At 65.9% G+C, this 16016-nt stretch carries 17 protein-coding genes and 1 pseudogene; all 18 read right to left on the bottom strand.

Annotated elements, in window-relative coordinates; genetic code table 11:
- The 18 genes and pseudogenes from A2Z13_09975 to A2Z13_09890 all read right to left on the bottom strand — a co-directional run bounded on the left by A2Z13_09975 (position 1) and on the right by A2Z13_09890 (position 15964).
- Positions 1–335, bottom strand: a pseudogene (locus tag A2Z13_09975) (alpha/beta hydrolase).
- A 34-nt stretch (positions 336–369) separates the two neighbouring features.
- Positions 370–1005: a hypothetical protein gene (locus A2Z13_09970; GenBank protein OGP80934.1), complete on the bottom strand. Its 636-nt coding sequence runs from the start codon at positions 1003–1005 to the stop codon at positions 370–372.
- Complete coding sequence (locus tag A2Z13_09965) at positions 998–1549, bottom strand: orotate phosphoribosyltransferase (protein OGP80946.1); 552 nt, start codon at positions 1547–1549, stop codon at positions 998–1000. Before A2Z13_09965 ends, A2Z13_09970 begins: the two co-directional genes overlap by 8 nt.
- A gap of 60 nt (positions 1550–1609) precedes the next feature.
- Positions 1610–3001, bottom strand: a complete 1392-nt coding sequence (locus tag A2Z13_09960) for an amidophosphoribosyltransferase (protein OGP80933.1) — start codon at positions 2999–3001, stop codon at positions 1610–1612.
- A gap of 7 nt (positions 3002–3008) precedes the next feature.
- Positions 3009–3194 carry a hypothetical protein gene (locus A2Z13_09955; protein ID OGP80932.1) on the bottom strand — a complete coding sequence of 62 codons (186 nt, stop codon included), beginning with the start codon at positions 3192–3194 and terminating at the stop codon, positions 3009–3011.
- Between the two features lie 41 nt (positions 3195–3235).
- Entirely contained in the window at positions 3236–4546 is a 1311-nt protein-coding gene (locus A2Z13_09950; protein OGP80931.1) for an adenylosuccinate lyase, read from the bottom strand.
- An 18-nt stretch (positions 4547–4564) separates the two neighbouring features.
- On the bottom strand, positions 4565–5017 hold the full coding sequence (locus A2Z13_09945; protein OGP80930.1) for a deoxyuridine 5'-triphosphate nucleotidohydrolase: 453 nt from the start codon (positions 5015–5017) through the stop codon (positions 4565–4567).
- Position 5018: 1 nt separating this feature from the next.
- On the bottom strand, positions 5019–6266 hold the full coding sequence (locus tag A2Z13_09940) for a hypothetical protein (GenBank protein OGP80929.1): 1248 nt from the start codon (positions 6264–6266) through the stop codon (positions 5019–5021).
- An 11-nt stretch (positions 6267–6277) separates the two neighbouring features.
- Complete coding sequence (locus A2Z13_09935; GenBank protein ID OGP80928.1) at positions 6278–8485, bottom strand: polyribonucleotide nucleotidyltransferase; 2208 nt, start codon at positions 8483–8485, stop codon at positions 6278–6280.
- Between the two features lie 77 nt (positions 8486–8562).
- Entirely contained in the window at positions 8563–8832 is a 270-nt protein-coding gene (locus A2Z13_09930) for a 30S ribosomal protein S15 (protein OGP80927.1), read from the bottom strand.
- A 91-nt stretch (positions 8833–8923) separates the two neighbouring features.
- Entirely contained in the window at positions 8924–9814 is an 891-nt protein-coding gene (locus A2Z13_09925; protein OGP80926.1) for a tRNA pseudouridine(55) synthase TruB, read from the bottom strand.
- Complete coding sequence (locus A2Z13_09920; protein OGP80945.1) at positions 9811–10761, bottom strand: hypothetical protein; 951 nt, start codon at positions 10759–10761, stop codon at positions 9811–9813. Before A2Z13_09920 ends, A2Z13_09925 begins: the two co-directional genes overlap by 4 nt.
- A 1-nt stretch (position 10762) precedes the next feature.
- Complete coding sequence (locus A2Z13_09915; GenBank protein ID OGP80925.1) at positions 10763–11128, bottom strand: ribosome-binding factor A; 366 nt, start codon at positions 11126–11128, stop codon at positions 10763–10765.
- Positions 11125–11427, bottom strand: a complete 303-nt coding sequence (locus A2Z13_09910; protein OGP80924.1) for a hypothetical protein — start codon at positions 11425–11427, stop codon at positions 11125–11127. The genes A2Z13_09915 and A2Z13_09910 overlap by 4 nt, the downstream gene beginning before the upstream one ends.
- A gap of 4 nt (positions 11428–11431) precedes the next feature.
- Positions 11432–13936 (bottom strand): hypothetical protein, encoded by a 2505-nt coding sequence (locus tag A2Z13_09905; GenBank protein OGP80923.1) that lies wholly within the window; start codon positions 13934–13936, stop codon positions 11432–11434.
- A gap of 9 nt (positions 13937–13945) precedes the next feature.
- Positions 13946–14242 carry a hypothetical protein gene (locus A2Z13_09900; protein OGP80922.1) on the bottom strand — a complete coding sequence of 99 codons (297 nt, stop codon included), beginning with the start codon at positions 14240–14242 and terminating at the stop codon, positions 13946–13948.
- Positions 14226–15479: a transcription termination/antitermination protein NusA gene (locus A2Z13_09895; GenBank protein OGP80921.1), complete on the bottom strand. Its 1254-nt coding sequence runs from the start codon at positions 15477–15479 to the stop codon at positions 14226–14228. The genes A2Z13_09900 and A2Z13_09895 overlap by 17 nt, the downstream gene beginning before the upstream one ends.
- 2 nt (positions 15480–15481) lie before the next feature.
- Positions 15482–15964 (bottom strand): hypothetical protein, encoded by a 483-nt coding sequence (locus A2Z13_09890; protein ID OGP80920.1) that lies wholly within the window; start codon positions 15962–15964, stop codon positions 15482–15484.
- Between the last annotated feature and the right edge of the window lie 52 nt (positions 15965–16016).

Here is a 16016-nt window from a genome sequence, read left to right as displayed (position 1 = left end):
AGCGTCGGCCGGCCTTCCGACTTCCCGTACCCCCGGTAATCGAAGAGGAAAATCCGGTAACCTTCCAGCGCCAGCCACAGCACGGAATTGACGTGCGTGCTGATGTTCTCGGCGTTCCCATGCAGAAACAGGAGGGTCCCGCGTGGAATCCCGGCGGGGCGGAGCAACCACCCGTGAAGCCGCGGGCCGTCCGGCGCGGCAAAAAAAATATCCTCGTGAGCGACCCGTTGGAGATGGGGGTTGGCAAAGTGCTCCTTTTCAGGATAGAAGAGGAACGAATTGCATCCCGCAAAGGATGTCAGGGAGAGAAGGAGAACGCCGAGGAAAGCCGACACGCGGGAAACGCCGTGGCGGCAATCCAGGTTGCCGCTACTCCCAGGAGAGGACGGCGCGGCCCTGGACACCGGACAGGACGAGCTTGAGCCGAGGGGCGCCGGGCTTGGGGGACGGCCCCTCCAGCGCCTCCATCGGAAACGCCACCTCGTAGGCGCGGTACCACGTCCCCGAGTAGGGGAAGAACCGCGAGATCTCCTCCGTGCGCAGCCCGGACTTCCGGAGGTAGACCGGCTCGAAATCCTTTTCGTCCGCGCGGACCAGGCGCAGGCTCCAGAGCGTCTCCTTTTTTTCGAGATCGTTCCCCCTCTCGTCGGGCGTGAAGAGGGCGACGAAGAACCGCACGTACGTCCCGGATTCCCCCTTCCACAGGGAGATCACCTTCTCTTTCCGCTCCGCGTCGAGGTAGTAGATGTTGGCGTACTCCTCGGAGAACGCCCGGATCCACTCGTGGGAAAGCCACGTGGCGGAGAAGATGAACCGCGTGTCGAGCCCGTCGTGAACTTCCTTCGTCCGCGTGTAGGTCTCCGTCGTCCGGCCGTACGTGGGAGACCCCAGCACCTTCTCGTACAGGGTGCTCACGCGGGTACCGCAGGCCGGGAAAAGGAAGATCGCCGCGAGGAAGGAGAGAGCGAGCGCATTCCTTGTCGCACAATGGCGAAGGTCACGCATTTTCCACGTCCTCCTTCAGGAACATCGCCTCGAGTCGATATCCCCTCCCGGCGATGGTTTCCGCGCCCCCCTCGTTCCGGTCGACGATGCAGAGCACCCGGGAGACCGCCAGCCCGAATTCTTCCGCCCGCTCGATCGCGCGAAGGGTGGAGCCCCCGGTGGTCACCACGTCCTCCACGATCGCCACCTTCATCCCCGGCCTCAGGTTCTTCGTCCCCTCCACCCATTGGGCGGTGCCGTGCTTCTTGGGCTCCTTCCGGATGATGAAGGCGGGGATCGGCCGGCCGCGGAGGGCGCTGGTCAGGGACACGGCCGTCACGATGGGATCGGCCCCCAGGGTGATCCCGCCGACCGCCTCCGGCCAACTCCCTTTCTCCAGCATTTCGCAGAAAAGACGTCCGCAGAGGAACGCCCCCTCGGCGGTCAGCGTGGCCTGCTTGCAGTCGATGTAGAAATCGGACTCGCGCCCCGAGGTGAGGATCACCTTGCGCTTCTCGTAGCTCTTCTCTTTGAGGAGCGCAAGGAACCGCTCCCGGTCGCTGATTGCGGCGGCCTGCTGGTGGGACATGGCGTCTCGGCCTCCCCCGATGAGGATGGGTGGATCTTAAATCCGTACGGAGCCCCGGAACAGCGGAAGCTGCTCCTCGCTCTCCTGGACCTCGAGCGGCACCGGATAATTGCCGGAGAAACAGGAATCGCAGGTTCCCTTTTCCATCTTGGGAACGCAGGTGTGCAGCGCGTCGATCGTCAGGTAGCCCACGGAGTCGGAGGTGAGGTAGGCCTTGATCTCCTCGAGGCTGTGCGTGGCCGCGATGAGGTCGCGCCGGAGCGGCGTGTCGATCCCGTAAAAGCACGGAAAGACGGTGGGCGGCGAACTGATGCGGACGTGGACCTCCTTCGCCCCCGCCATGCGGATCATCTTGATGATCTTGCGCCCCGTCGTCCCGCGCACGATCGAGTCGTCCACCACGACGACGCGCTTCCCCTCCACGATCCCGCGGACCGTGTTCAGCTTGATCTTGACGCCGAAGTGCCGGATCGACTGCTGCGGCTCGATGAAGGTCCGGCCGACGTAGTGGTTGCGGATGAGCCCCATCTCGAAGGGGATCCCCGACTCCTCGGAGTAGCCGATCGCCGCCGGCACGCCGGAATCCGGAACCGGGATGACGATGTCGGCGTCCACCGGGTGCATGCGCGCGAGTTCGTGTCCCAGGCGCTTGCGGACCTCGTAGACGCTGGTCCCGCCCATGATCGAGTCGGGCCGGGCGAAATAGATGTACTCGAAGACGCAGAAATGCGCCGGCGCGGGGAAAAAGGGATGGGAGGAGTGCATCCCGCGCTCGTCGATCACGATCATCTCCCCCGGCTCGACGTCCCGGACCAGCTCTCCCTCGATGAGGTTCAGGGCGCACGATTCCGAGCAGACGACATGCCCCCCCTTGATCCTCCCCAGCACCATGGGCCGTATGCCGTGGGGGTCGCGCACGGCGATGAGCTTGTCCCGCGTCAGGAACAGGAGCGAGTAGGCGCCCCGTACCTGGGCCAGCGCGTCGACGATCCGGTCCTCGATCCGCCCCCGTCGGGAGCGGGCAATCAGGTGAACGATGACCTCCGTGTCCATCGTGGACTGGAAGATCGATCCGCTCACCTCGAGCTCCTGTTTCAGCACGTGGGCGTTGACCAGGTTCCCGTTGTGCGCGACCGCGATCGAGCCGCTCTCGAAATCGACGACGAACGGCTGGGCGTTCTTGAGCTCCGAGCTCCCGGTCGTCGAGTAGCGGACGTGCCCGATGGCGATGAAACCGGGAAGCCGCGCCAGGACCTCCTCGGAGAAGATGTCCGCGACCAGCCCCATCTCCTTGTGGAAGGTGATCACGTCGCCGTCCGCGCAGGCGATCCCCGCGCTCTCCTGCCCCCGGTGCTGCAAGGCGTAGAGCCCCAGGTAGGTCAGATTGGCCGCTTCCGGGTGGCCCATGACGCCGAAGATTCCGCACATGCGCGGCTTATCCCCCGTACCCGAGCGCGCCGGCCAAGCCGCCGGCCCAGACGCTTTTCATCTCCAGCGCCTCCACCCGGGCGATTCCCTCGATCTCGATCGCCGATCCCACCACGCCCAGTTCTTCCATTGTAATACGGAACTCCGCGGCGGTCGCGGGGAGCGCGGCTTTCTTTTCCGGAGGGCAGGACAAAAACGCCCTTCCCTGGTTCTCAGGGTGACGAAGACGCGTCTTCACGCCGTACTCCCTTTGCGGCCAAATACCCGGTCGAATATCGCGTCGACGCTCTTCAGGTAATACCGGATGTCGAACAGTTCGTCAAACTCCTCCCTGCGGAGAAGCGCCCGGACTTCGCGATCCTTCCAGAGGAGGGAGGCAAGCTCCTTCTGCCCCCGCCACGCCTCCATCGCGGACTTCTGGACCACCTCGTAGGCCCGTTCCCGCGAGAGTCCCTTTGCGGCAAGGGCCAGGAGGACCCGCTGGGAATAGATGAGCCCCCGGGTGCTCTCCAGGTTCCTCTTCATGCGGTCCGGGTAGACGAGCAGCTTTTCCATCATCCCGCGGAAACGGTTGAGGGCGAAGTCGAGGACGATGGTGGCATCCGGGGCGATCACGCGCTCCGCGGAGGAGTGGCTGATGTCCCGCTCGTGCCAGAGGGCGATGTTCTCCATCGCGGTGACGGAGTACCCTCGCAAAAGGCGCGAGAGTCCCGAGAGGTTCTCCGACAGCACGGGGTTCCGCTTGTGGGGCATCGCGGAGGACCCTTTCTGCCCCTCGGAGAAGAATTCCTCGACCTCCAGGACCTCCGTCCGTTGGAGGTGTCGGATCTCGGTGGCGAACTTGTCCAGGGAGGACCCGACGATCGCAAGGGTGGCGAACACCTCCGCGTGCCGGTCCCGCTGGACGACCTGGGTCGACGCAGGGGCGGGCGCGAGGCCCAGCTTCCGGCAGACGTACTCTTCCACGAACGGATCGATGTTCGCGAACGTCCCGACGGCCCCCGAGAGCTTCCCCACGGAGATCACGTCCCGCGCGCGCTTGAGCCGGGCGACGTTCCGGCGCATCTCGTCGGCCCACAAAGCCATCTTCAGCCCGAAGGTTACCGGCTCCGCGTGGATGCCGTGGGTGCGTCCGATCATCACCGTGTCCTTGTGCTCGAAAGCCCGCTTCCGAAGCACCTCGTACACCTTCTCCGCCTCGCGGACAAGGCGCGTGAGGGCCTGCCGCATCTGCACGCCGAGGGAGGTGTCCAGGACGTCGGAGCTGGTCATGCCGACGTGGAGGAACCGGGAGTCGTCCCCGATGTGCTCGGCCACCGACGTCAGAAAGGCGATCACGTCGTGCTTGACCCTCTTCTCGATCTCGTGGATCCGGGAGACGTCGAACCGGGCGCGTTTGCGCACCCGCGCAAGGGCGGCGGCGGGGATCCACCCCTTCTTCACCATCGCCTCCATCGCGAGGAGCTCGATGTCCAGCCAGATCCGGAACCGGTTCTCCGGTTCCCAGATTTTCGCCATCTCGGGCCTGGTGTACCGTTCGATCATGATGCCCTCCTCCCGGTGTTACACCCCGGTGTGCCCGAACCCGCCTTCCCCGCGCCGGGTCGCGTCGAGGTCGTCGACGACCCGGAGGGACGCCCGCAGGGACGTCGCGAAGACCAGCTGCGCAATCCGGTCGCCCCGCCGCACGGAAAACGGCTCGTTTCCGAGGTTGATGAGGATCACGAGGATCTCACCGCGGTAGTCGGAGTCGATGGTGCCGGGCGAGTTCAGGCAGGTCACTCCATGCCGCGCCGCAAGACCGCTGCGGGGCCGGACCTGCGCCTCCACGCCGGCGGGGAGCGCCACGGAGATCCCCGTCGGGATCATCGCCCGCCCCATCGGCGGAAGCACGATCTCCTCGTCGATATCGGCGCGCAGGTCCATCCCGGCCGCGCCTTCGGTCTGGTAGGCGGGCAGCAGATCCCCGGCCCCATCGCGGAGGAGCCGGACGGGAATCACTCTGTCGCCCGTCATTCTAGAATGCCAGCCGGGGGCCCGCCGGCAGGTCGCCGACGGCGGCAAGGGAGAACCGCTCCCGGTCGAGCATCGTTGCGGCGAGCTTGCGCACCTGCTCCGGGGTTACTTCTTCCACCCGGCGCAGCGCTTCCTCGGGCGGCTCGAGGCGCCCCAGAAACATTTCGTTCATCGCCAGGCGGGACATGCGGTACTCGGCGCTCTCCAGGTTGAGGAGCATGTTTCCCTTGATCAGTTCCTTCGCCAGGGCGACCTCCCTGTCCTCGAAGCGCCCCTCCCGCATCCCATCGACCACCTCCCCCGTCACCGTCAGCACTTCGCGCGCCTTGTCCCGCGACGTCCCGGCGCAGATCTTCAGGATCCCCGAATCTTCGTAGGCGGAAATGGCGGAATAGATGGAATAGGCGAGGCCGCGCTTCTCGCGGATTTCCTGGAAGAGGCGGCTGCTCATGCTGCCGCCCAGGATCGTGTTCAGGACATAGGCCACGTACTTGAGCTCGCTTCTCCGGGAGATCGCCGGGGCCCCGAGAGCCAGGTGGAGCTGCTCGAGCGGCCGCTTCTTGAGGAACACGCCGCGCTCCGGAGGGGGCGGCGCATCGGGCAGGAGGCGCTCCCCCAGCGCCAGCGGGCCCAGCGCCCTCGCGAAGGCATCCACGACCTGGTCGTGCGGCAGGTTCCCCACCACGGTCACGACCGTGCCGCAGCGCCGAAACCGGTCGCCGAAATACCGCATCACCCGCTCCCGGTCGAAGGCGGATACGCTCTCCGGCGTCCCCTGGATGGGAAAGCCCAGCGGGTGCCCTCCCCAGTACGATTCGTGGAAGAAGTCGTGGAGGTAGTCCTCGGGGCTGTCCTCCACCATGAGGATCTCCTGCAGGACGACCCCTTTTTCGCGCTCCAGCTCCTCCCCGTCGAAGCGGGAGTTGAGAAAGATGTCGCAGAGGAGGTCGGCGACCAGGAGGAAATCCTTCGAGAGCGCCTTGGCGAAGAAGAAGGTGTACTCCCGATCGGTAACCGCGTTCATCGACCCGCCCACCGACTCGACCTCGCGGGAGATGTCGATGGCTTTCCGGCGGGCGGTCCCCTTGAACAGCATGTGCTCGATGAAGTGGCTGATGCCGTTGTCGGGGAGGGACTCCGCGCGGGATCCCACGGAAACCCAGATCCCCACCGTCGCGGAGAAAAGGTAGGGGACCTGCTCGCTGATGATCGTGACGCCGCTCTCGAGGACTGTTTTGCCGACCGTCATCGGTTGGGTCGTCAGCGCCTGCCTCTCCGGCTCCCGCCCCCGTGCTCGCGGTCCTTGTCGCGCGGCGGGCGGTCGCCGCGGGGTTCCCGCTCGCTGCGGCCTTCCGGATCGTCCGGCCCGACGAACGCCGTGGCGGGGAATTCCCCCTCCTTCTCGAACTCCTTGTGAGAGAGGCGGATCCTCCCGTCGCGGTCGACCTCGAGGACGCTTACGGTGACCTTGTCCCCCTCCTTGAAGCAGTTGGAGACGGAGCGGACGCGCTTCGTGGAGATCTGGGAGACGTGCAGGAGCCCGTCGGTACCGGGGAACAGCTCCACGAAGGCACCGAAGTCCATGATCTTGCGCACCTTCCCCTCGTAGACCTTCCCCACCTGGGCCTCCTGGACGATCCCCTCGATGATGGAGATGGCCGCCCTGGCGGAAGCGGCGTCGACCGCCGCGATCTTGACCGTCCCGTCGTCATCGACGTCGATCTTGACGCCGGTTTGCTCCTGGATGCTGCGGATGACCTTTCCTCCCGGGCCGATGATTTCCCGGATCTTGTCGGTCCTCACGTTCATGACGTAAATGCGCGGCGCAAATGGCGACAGCTCGGCGCGGGGCTTGTCGAGCGCGACGTTCATCTTGTCGAGGATGTGGAGGCGCCCTTCCCGGGCCTGCCGAAGGGCGGCCAGCAGGATGTCCCGGCTAACCCCCCCGATCTTGATGTCCATCTGGATGGCGGTGACCCCTTTCGCGGTCCCGGCCACCTTGAAGTCCATGTCGCCCAAGTGGTCCTCGTCGCCCAGGATGTCGGAGAGGACGGCGACCTTGTCCCCTTCCTTGATGAGTCCCATGGCGATGCCGGAGACCGCGCCGGCCGTGGGGATCCCCGCATCCATCATCGCGAGGGAGGCGCCGCAGACCGTGGCCATCGAGGAGGAGCCGTTCGACTCGAGGACTTCGGAGACGATACGGATGGTGTACGGGAACTCCTGCTCCCCGGGGACCACCTTGGAGACGGCCCTTTCGGCCAGCGCGCCGTGGCCGACTTCCCGGCGCCCGGGCTGGCGGAGCATCTTCACCTCCCCCACGCTGAAGGGGGGGAAGTTATAGTGCAGCATGAACGACTTGTAGGACTCGCCCAGCAGGGAGTCGATCCGCTGCTCGTCCTGCGTGGTGCCGAGCGTGGCGGTGACGAGCACTTGGGTCTCCCCCCGCGTGAAGATCGCGGAGCCGTGCGTGCGGGGGAGCACCCCCACCCGGCTCTCGATGGGCCGGATGTCCGTGAGCCGCCGGCCGTCGATCCTCTGGCCCGTAGCGAGGATCTTTCCGCGGACGATCCGCTTTTCCAGGTTCTTGAAGGTCTCCGCGATGAGGGTGGCCTTCTCGACGCGCTCCTCCTCGGAGAAGGCGTTCCGGACGGCCTCCGCGATCTCGTCGATCCGTTTCCGGCGGTCCTGCTTGGCCTGGATGCCGTACGCGGCCCGCAAGTCGTTCTCCGCGACCTCCGATATCTTGCGCAGGTCCTCCTCGGAGAGCTCTTTCTTCTCGAAGGTGCGCTTGGGCTTGCCGATCTCCTCCCGCATCCGTTCCTGCATCTCGAGGATCGGCTGGAGGGACTCGTGGGCGAACAGGATCGCGTCGAGCACCTCCTCCTCCGGGACCTCGCCGGCCTCTCCCTCCACCATCAGGATGGCGTCGCGGCTGCCGGCCACGAAGATGTTCACGTCGCTGCCGGCCAGCTCGGGGATCCGGGGATTGATGACGAGCTTCCCGTCGATCCGACCTACCCGAGCGCCGGCGATCGGCCCGCTGAACGGGAGGTCGGAGAGGGTGAGTGCGGCGGAAGCGCCGATCATCGCCAGGATGCTCGTGTCGTTTTCCTTGTCCGCGGAGAGGACGGTGGCGATCACCTGGGTCTCGTTGTAGAACCCTTTCGGGAACAGCGGCCGGATCGGCCGGTCGATGAGCCTCGACGTCAGCACCTCGAATTCCGAGAGCCTCCCCTCCCGCTTCAAGAAGCCGCCAGGGATCCTCCCGACCGCGAACGTTTTCTCGACGTAGTCGACGACGAGGGGGAGGAAATCGATCCCCTGCCGCGGAGTCGTCTCGTCGCCGCACGCCGTCACGAGGACCAAGGAGTCCCCGTACCGAACGACCACGGCGCCGCCCGCCTGCTTGGCCAACACGCCGGTCTCCATGCAAAGTTTTCTTCCCGATATTTCCTTTTCGTACACGTGTCCCAATTTGTTTGTATTCCCTTCTTGTGCCGCCACGGGGGCAGCGATGATGTGGATATCGTTCGTTTCCCGAATTACTTGCGCAGGCCGAGCGCTTCTACTACCGCCTTGTACCGCAGCGATTCCTTCAACTTCAGGTAGTCGAGGAGACGGCGCCTCTGACCGACCAGCTTCAACAGCCCCCTCCGGGTGTTGAAGTCCTTGTTGTGCGTTTTGAGGTGATCCGTGATCTCGTTGATCCTCTCCGTCAGGAGGGCGATCTGGACCTCGGGCGAGCCGGTGTCCGACTCGTGTACCCGGAACTTGCCGATCAAGTCCTTCTTCTTCTCCGTCTCCAAGCCCATTTCGCTTCGCCCTTCCCCTTTCAAAGGATCAGAAAATCATACAGATTTGCCGGATTTTTATTTTATAACATATCCCCGCAGGGAAGTAAATTCATATGCCCCGCACGATCCTCCACCGGCCCTCCCCGATCCGCTCGACGAGGGCGACGGGCCCCTCCTTCCCGTGAGTCAGCAGGACCACGCCTTGCGAGGGCCCCGGATCGCGCCCGGCAAGCCAGGGCGCGGGCGAGCCGCCGTGACGGACCGCTACGACGGCCTCCTTCGGGATCTCCCACTGCGGGAACCCGGCGAGGGCCTTCTCGATCGGGACCAGCCGGGACGCCGCCGCGCCGCGCTTCCCCTCCTCGACGAGGTCCGCGAGCGTTACCGAATCCTCGACGCGAAAGGTGCCGGACCGCAGCCGGCGCAGCGACGAAACGGCCATCGGGACGCCCAGCAGCCGGCCCAGCTCCCGCGGTAGCGCGCGGACGTAAAACCCCTTCGAGCACCGCAAGAAAACGGCGAACCCTTCCTCCGACCATGAAAGAAGACGCGCCTCGGCGACGGTCACCGTGCGCGGGGAAAGCTCCAGGGGTTTCCCCTGCCGGGCCATCACGTACGCCCGGGTCCCGGCCACCTTGACGGCCGAGAAGGCCGGAGGGACCTGCTCCCGGGTGCCGACAAGCCCGGAAACGGCGACGGCAACGGCATCCGAAGGCGCAAACGCGGCCGGCCGGCTTTCGATCACCTTGCCGGTGACGTCCCCCGTGTCGGTGGCGGCCCCGAACCGGAAACGGGCCTCGTATTCCTTTTCCTGCGCGGCGAGGTATCCGGCGATCTTCGTGGCCCTGCCGGCGCACACCAGCAGGACTCCGGTCGCCATCGGGTCGAGGGTGCCGGCGTGCCCGCACTTCTTCGTCCGGAGGACTCTCCCCACCTCCTCGACGGCGCGGAAGGAGGTGATCCCGCCGGGCTTGTCCAGGACGATGACGCCGTCCGTCACCGGAGCGCCGCCTCCAACGCCCCGTAGACCTTGCGCTTCACCTCATCGAGGGGGCCGCGCAGGCTGCATCCCGCGGCATTGCGGTGCCCCCCTCCCCCGAACGCCTGGGAGATCGCGGAAACGTCCACGCGCCCCTTGGACCGGAGGCTCACCCGGATCTCCCCGGCGTCCTCCTCCCGGAACGCCACCGCCACCTCGACCCCGATCACCGAGCGGGGATAGTTGATGAACCCCTCGAGGAAATCCTTCCTGGCGGAGAAGTCGGCGAGGTCCTTCTTCGTTGTCGTGACGGCCGCGACCTTCCCCCCGGCCGCGATCTCCAGGGAGCTGAGCACCCTCCCCAGCAGGCGCAGCCGGTCGGCGCTCTGGGTCTCGTAGACCTTTTCCGCCACCGCCCAGGGGTCGACCCCCCGCCGGATCATCTCCCCCGCGATTTGGAAGGCCTCCGGCGAGGTGTTGGCGTAGTGGAAGGAGCCGGTGTCCGTCAGGATGGCAACGTAGATGTTGACGGCGACGTCGCAATCGATCTCCACGTTCATGGCCGCCAGAATCCGGTAGATGAGGATCCCCGTCGCGGCCGCCTCCGGGTCGACAAGGCAATAATTGCCGCAGCCGCCGTTGGTCCGGTGATGGTCGATGTTCACCAGGACGGGGGGCTTGCAAAGCTCCGCCTGCACGCGCCCGGTCCTTTCGGAGGAGCCGCAATCCACCACGACGGCCACCTCGTAGCGGGAGCCGTTCTCCTCGTAGACCACGCTGTCGGCCCCCGGTAGGAACGCCAGGTTCCCGGGAACGGGATCGGCGTTCAGGACGGTCGCGGTCTTCCCCATCTTCCGCAGCGCAAGCGCCAGCGCCAGCTGGGAGCCGATGGCGTCCCCCTCGGGGTTTTCGTGGGAGGCGATCAGGAACCGATCCTTCTCCCGGAAGACGCGGCAGATCGCCTCGATGTTATTTTTCACCGTCGCCCTCCGACCGGATCTCCCTCAGGAGCCGGTCCATCCGGGCACCCTTTTCATAGGTATTGTCGAACAGGAACGCCACCTCGGGGGAGTACCGCAGCTGGAGGGTCCGTCCGAGCTCCTTCCGGATGAACCCCTTGGAGCGCCGCAGCGCGTCCCGGACGGCGATCTTCTCCTCGTCCCCGCCCAGGACGGAATAATGGACGCGCGCGGTCTTGAGATCGGGGGTGATCGTCACGTCCGTGATCGTCACCACCCCCATGCCGGGATCCTTCACCCTGTTCTGGAGGATGAGGGAAACCTCCTCCCGGATCCGTTCCGCCACGCGGGCGGGGCGGTCGCCTCGGCCTTTCATGTCTCCTCCTCATCGACCCGGAGGAACTCGATCCGGCGGTCGAGGAGCTCCACCTCCCCGTCCCGCCCCACCAAATCGCTGATCCGGTCCAGCATCGACCGCGCCAGTCGCGCGTCGGTCGACACCAGCGCGATGCCGATCCGGCCCCGCTGCCACAGGTCCTGGAAGCCGACCTCGGCGACGGACACCGGGTACCCGGAACGGATCTTCCCGGTCAGCCCGGAAAGCCTCCGGCGTTTGTCTTTGAGGGAAGCGGCGTCGGGAAAGAGAAGCTCTGCCAACAGCACCGCCACCAGCATGGCGCTACGCGAGCGTCCCGGCGACCTTCTCCATCACGTACGCCTCGATCTGGTCGCCTACCTGAATGTCGTTGAAGTTCTCGATACCGATCCCGCACTCGTACCCTTCCGACACCTCGCGGACATCCTCCTTGAACCGCTTCAGGGACGAGAGCTTTCCCTCGTACACGACTACGCTGTCGCGCAGCAGGCGGAGGTTCGAGTTCCGGGTGATCTTTCCCGACAGGACGTAGCAGCCGGCGATGGTCCCGATCTTGGAGATGTGGAACGTGTTGCGGACCTCGGCGCGCCCCTGGGAGGCTTCCCGGAACGTCGGCGCGAGCAGCCCTTCCATCGCCTTCCGGATGTCGTCGACGACGTCGTAGATCACGGAATAGAGCCGGACATCGACGCTCTCCCGCTCGGCCAGCTCCGCCGCCTTGGGCTCGGGCCGCACGCTGAAGCCGATGACGACGGCTGTGGAAGCCGAAGCCAGCATCACGTCGGTCTCCGAGATCCCGCCGACCCCGGCATGGATGACCTTCACCTTGACCTTCTCTCCGGAGAGCTTCCCCAGGGAGAACTGCAGCGCCTCCATCGACCCCTGGACGTCCGCCTTGATGACGATGTTCAGCTCCCTCAGGTCCCCGACCTCGATGTGCCGGTGGAGATCCTCCAGGCTGAACCGGGGCCGCGCGACCGTCTTCTCCCGGTCCTTTTCCTGTCGGTGCAGTGCGATCTGGCGCGCCGTCCGCTCGTCCTTGAGGACCGCGAACTTCTGGCCGGCGGCGGGGAGCCCGTCAAGCCCCTGGATCTCCGCGGGGGTCCCGGGTGGAGACTCCACGAGTCGCTTTCCCTTGTGGTTGGCCAGCGCCCGGACCCTTCCGTAGTGGATCCCCGTGACGATCGGGTCGCCGACCCGCAAAGTCCCTTCCCGGACAAGAACCGTCGCCACCGGACCCCGTCCCTTCTCCAGGCGGGATTCGATGACCGTCCCCCGCGCCATCTTCCTGGGGTTGGACTTCAGCTCCAGGAGGTCGGCCTGGAGCAGGACGAGCTCGAGCAGGGCTTCGATCCCCGTCTTTCTCTTCGCGGAGACGTTGGCGTACAGCGTCTGGCCGCCCCATTCCTCCGGGAGGAGCCCGTGCTCGGAGAGCTGCTGCCGGATGCGGTCGGGTTGCGCCCCGGACTTGTCGACCTTGTTGACCGCCACCACGATGGGCACGCCCGCCGCCTTGGCGTGGTCGATCGCCTCGATCGTCTGCGGCATCACGCCGTCGTCGGCGGCGACGACCAGCACCACGATATCAGTGACCGACGCGCCGCGGGCCCGCATGGAGGTGAAGGCTTCGTGGCCCGGCGTGTCCAGCAGGACGAGCTTCCGCTCGCCGTGCTCGACCTCGTATGCGCCGATGTGCTGGGTGATCCCTCCCGCCTCGTGGTCGGTGACGTTGCTCTGCCGGATGGCGTCCAGCAGGGTGGTCTTCCCGTGGTCCACGTGCCCCATGATGGTCACGACGGGCGGACGCAAAACGAGGTCCTCCTCCCGGTCCTCCTCCTGGTCGATGAGGCTCTCCACCTCGGGCGCGACGTTCTCCACCTCGTACCCGTACTCCTGGGCCAGGATCCGGGCGGTGTCGGCGTCGAGGAGTTGATTGACCGTGGTCGGCATCCCCATCTCGATCAGCTTCTTGATCACGTCGGCGGCCTTGATCCCCATCCGGTGCGCGAGATCCCCGACGGTGATGACCTCCTCGATCTTGAACACGCGCTTGCTGGCCTTCGGCGGAAGGGTGGAGGGAGCCTTCTTTTCCTTGACGGGCTTTCCCCTCTTCTTGAGCGCCCGGACCGGCTGGAATTGGCGCACCACTACCGGCTCGGCCTCGGCCGCCGGTTTCTCCGGCGCCTTCGGGGCTTCGGGCTCCTCGACGATTTCCTGGATGATGGTTCTCTTCAGGACTCCCTTCTGGACCTTTTTCTCGTGGGGCTTGGCTTTCTTCCACTTCTTTTCCTTCTCTTTCCGCTCCTCGGCGGCCTTCTCGGCGGGCGTCTTTTCCACCACCCGGACAACAGCTACCGCCGGTTGCCGGCTTTCCGCTTCCGCCCCGGGCGTTTCCGCGGCCGGGACCGCCTCCGGCGCCTTGGCGACGTCCGGAACCGACTCCACGGGGGCGGGCGCCGCGGCGACGGAAGGAGCCCCGGCGGCCGCTTCGCCTGCGGGAGGTGCCGGTGCGGAAGGCTCTTCGGGGGCGGGGGGCTTCTCGACCACCGGTGCGCCGCGCCGCAGGACCACCCTGCTCGAGCGGCGCTCGAGGGTCCCGTCGGCGCGCGTGACCACGAGGGTCTGCTTCGGGGGAGGCGGCGGCGCGGTCCTCCGGAAGTGATTCTTCACCCGCTCGATCACGTCTCCCTCGATGCTGCTCGATGCCGACTTGCCCTTTTGCCCGATCCGCTCAAGGAACGCGAGGATCTCCTTGCTCGTCTCCATCCTGAGTTCCTTGGCCAGCTCCCGAATGCGAACCTTCTCCATCCACCCTCCCTACTTTCGCTCTTCAGCGGCCCACCAGGCGGAAACCTTGTCCGCGAGCACCGATCCGTTGACCCCCATCTTCCACCGCGCCGCTCCCTTCGGGGTCCGGATCCGCCTCGCGAATCCTTCCACGCACTCCGCGGCCCGGCAAAGGTAGATCCCGCGGCCCGGCTTCCTCCCTCCCGGATCCGGCTCCCAGCCCGATTCGGGCCGTCCCGCGATCCGGAAAAACGATTCCTTCCTCCCTGTGCTTCCGCACTGAACGCACGTCCTCTCCGGGAGGCGGCGGTCACTGTTTGGCTTCACTGTCCCCTTCCCCCGGGGAGGGTTCTTCCGCGGGCGGAGTCTCACCGCCTTCCAGGCCCTGCGGCGCAACGGAGGGTTGCGGATGCGGCTCCACCGAAGGTTCGGGCTCCTGCGCAGCGGGCACGTCGCCCGGGGGAACCTCGGCCTTCGCCGACGGGTCCGCCTTCTTGGGGGCGAAGAGCCCCTCCGCGCGCTTCAGGGCGTCCTCGACCTGCCCTTCCGCTCGGACATCGATGTGCCACCCCACGAGCTTCGAAGCCAGCTTGACGTTCTGCCCCTTTTTCCCGATCGCCAGGAGGAGCTGCTCCTCGGGTACGACGACCTCCATGCTCTTCTCGGACTCGTTGACCAGCACCCGGATGATCTCCGCCGGCTGGAGGGCGTTGCACACGAACTTCGCGGGATCTTCGTCCCACGCGATGATGTCGATTCGCTCGCCGCGCAGCTCCTGGACGACGCTCTGCACCCGGGATCCCTTCATCCCCACGCATGCCCCCACCGGGTCCACGTCGCGGTCCTTCGAGCGGACGGCGATCTTCGTCCGGAAACCGGGCTCCCTCGCGACGCTCAGGATGGAGACGACCCCCTCGTAGACCTCGGGGACCTCCTGTTCGAACAGCTTGAGGATCATCCGCGGGTCGGAGCGCGCAAGCAGGATCTCCGGCCCCCGCGGGGTCTTGCTGACGTCCTTGATATAGGCCCGAATCCGGTCTCCCTGGCGATACCGCTCGCGGGGGATCTGCTCCGACATCGGCATGACGGCCTCCGTCTTGCCCAGGTCGACGACCAGGCAGTCGCGCTCGTAGCGCTGCACGATCCCGTTGATGATCTCCCCCTTCCGGCCGATGAACTCGTTATAGATCACTTCCCGCTCGGCGTCCTTCACCTTCTGCATGATGATCTGGCGGGCCGTCTGCGCGGCGATGCGGCCCAGGTCGCGGGTGCTCATCCGGAACCCGATGTTGTCGTTGTAGACCGCTTCGGGGTCGTACTCGCGGGCGGCTTCGAGCGAGATCTCGGCCTCGGGGTCCTTGACCTCCTCCACGACGGTGCGGAACTCCAGGATCTCGAATTCGCCGGTTTCGCTGTCGTAGGTAGCCTCGATCCGCTTGTTCATCCCGTACTTCTTCCTGGCGGCGATCTCCAGGGCCTCCTTGATCGCTTCGACGATCACGACCCGGTCGATCCCCTTCTCCTTGCCCAGCTGCGTGATGATCTGCCCGATGTCCAGAATCATTGCTATCTCTTTCCCTTTCCGAAGAGTTCTTCCTGGTCAACCTCCAGGTTCGCCTTGCGCACCGCGCGGTAGGGGAACCGGAAGATCTTGCCGTCCCGCTCGAGGTCGATGCCCTCCCCGTCGGCCCGGAACAGGGTTCCCCGGTAGTTCCGACTCCCTTCTACCGGCTCGGAGAGCGCCACCCGGATCCGCCTTCCCGCCACCGCCGCAAAATGCGCCGGCTTCGTAAGCCTCCGGTTGAGCCCCGGCGAAGAAACCTCCAGGACGTAAGGGCCCGGCATCGGGTCGCTGACATCGAGCACCGCGCTCATCTTCCGGCTGAACGACTCGCACTCTCCGAGGCGGATGCCTCCCTCGCGGTCCAGGAAGACGCGGATCACTGTCCGAGGGCCTTCCCTCGCAACAGCGAGGTCGAAGACCTCCACCATCTCTTCCCGCGCCACCTGGGCGACCAGGGTTTCGATCTTTTCGATGTCCGCTTTCATGGGTTTGTCACATCGAAAAAAAAAGTGGGCGACGGCCCACTTTCCAGAGTTT

Source organism: Deltaproteobacteria bacterium RBG_16_64_85 (assembly GCA_001798885.1).
Lineage (GTDB): Bacteria > Desulfobacterota > Deferrimicrobia > Deferrimicrobiales > Deferrimicrobiaceae > FEB-35.
The sequence above is the reverse complement of the archived record's forward strand: the minus strand, read 5'-3'. Positions and strand labels throughout refer to the sequence as shown.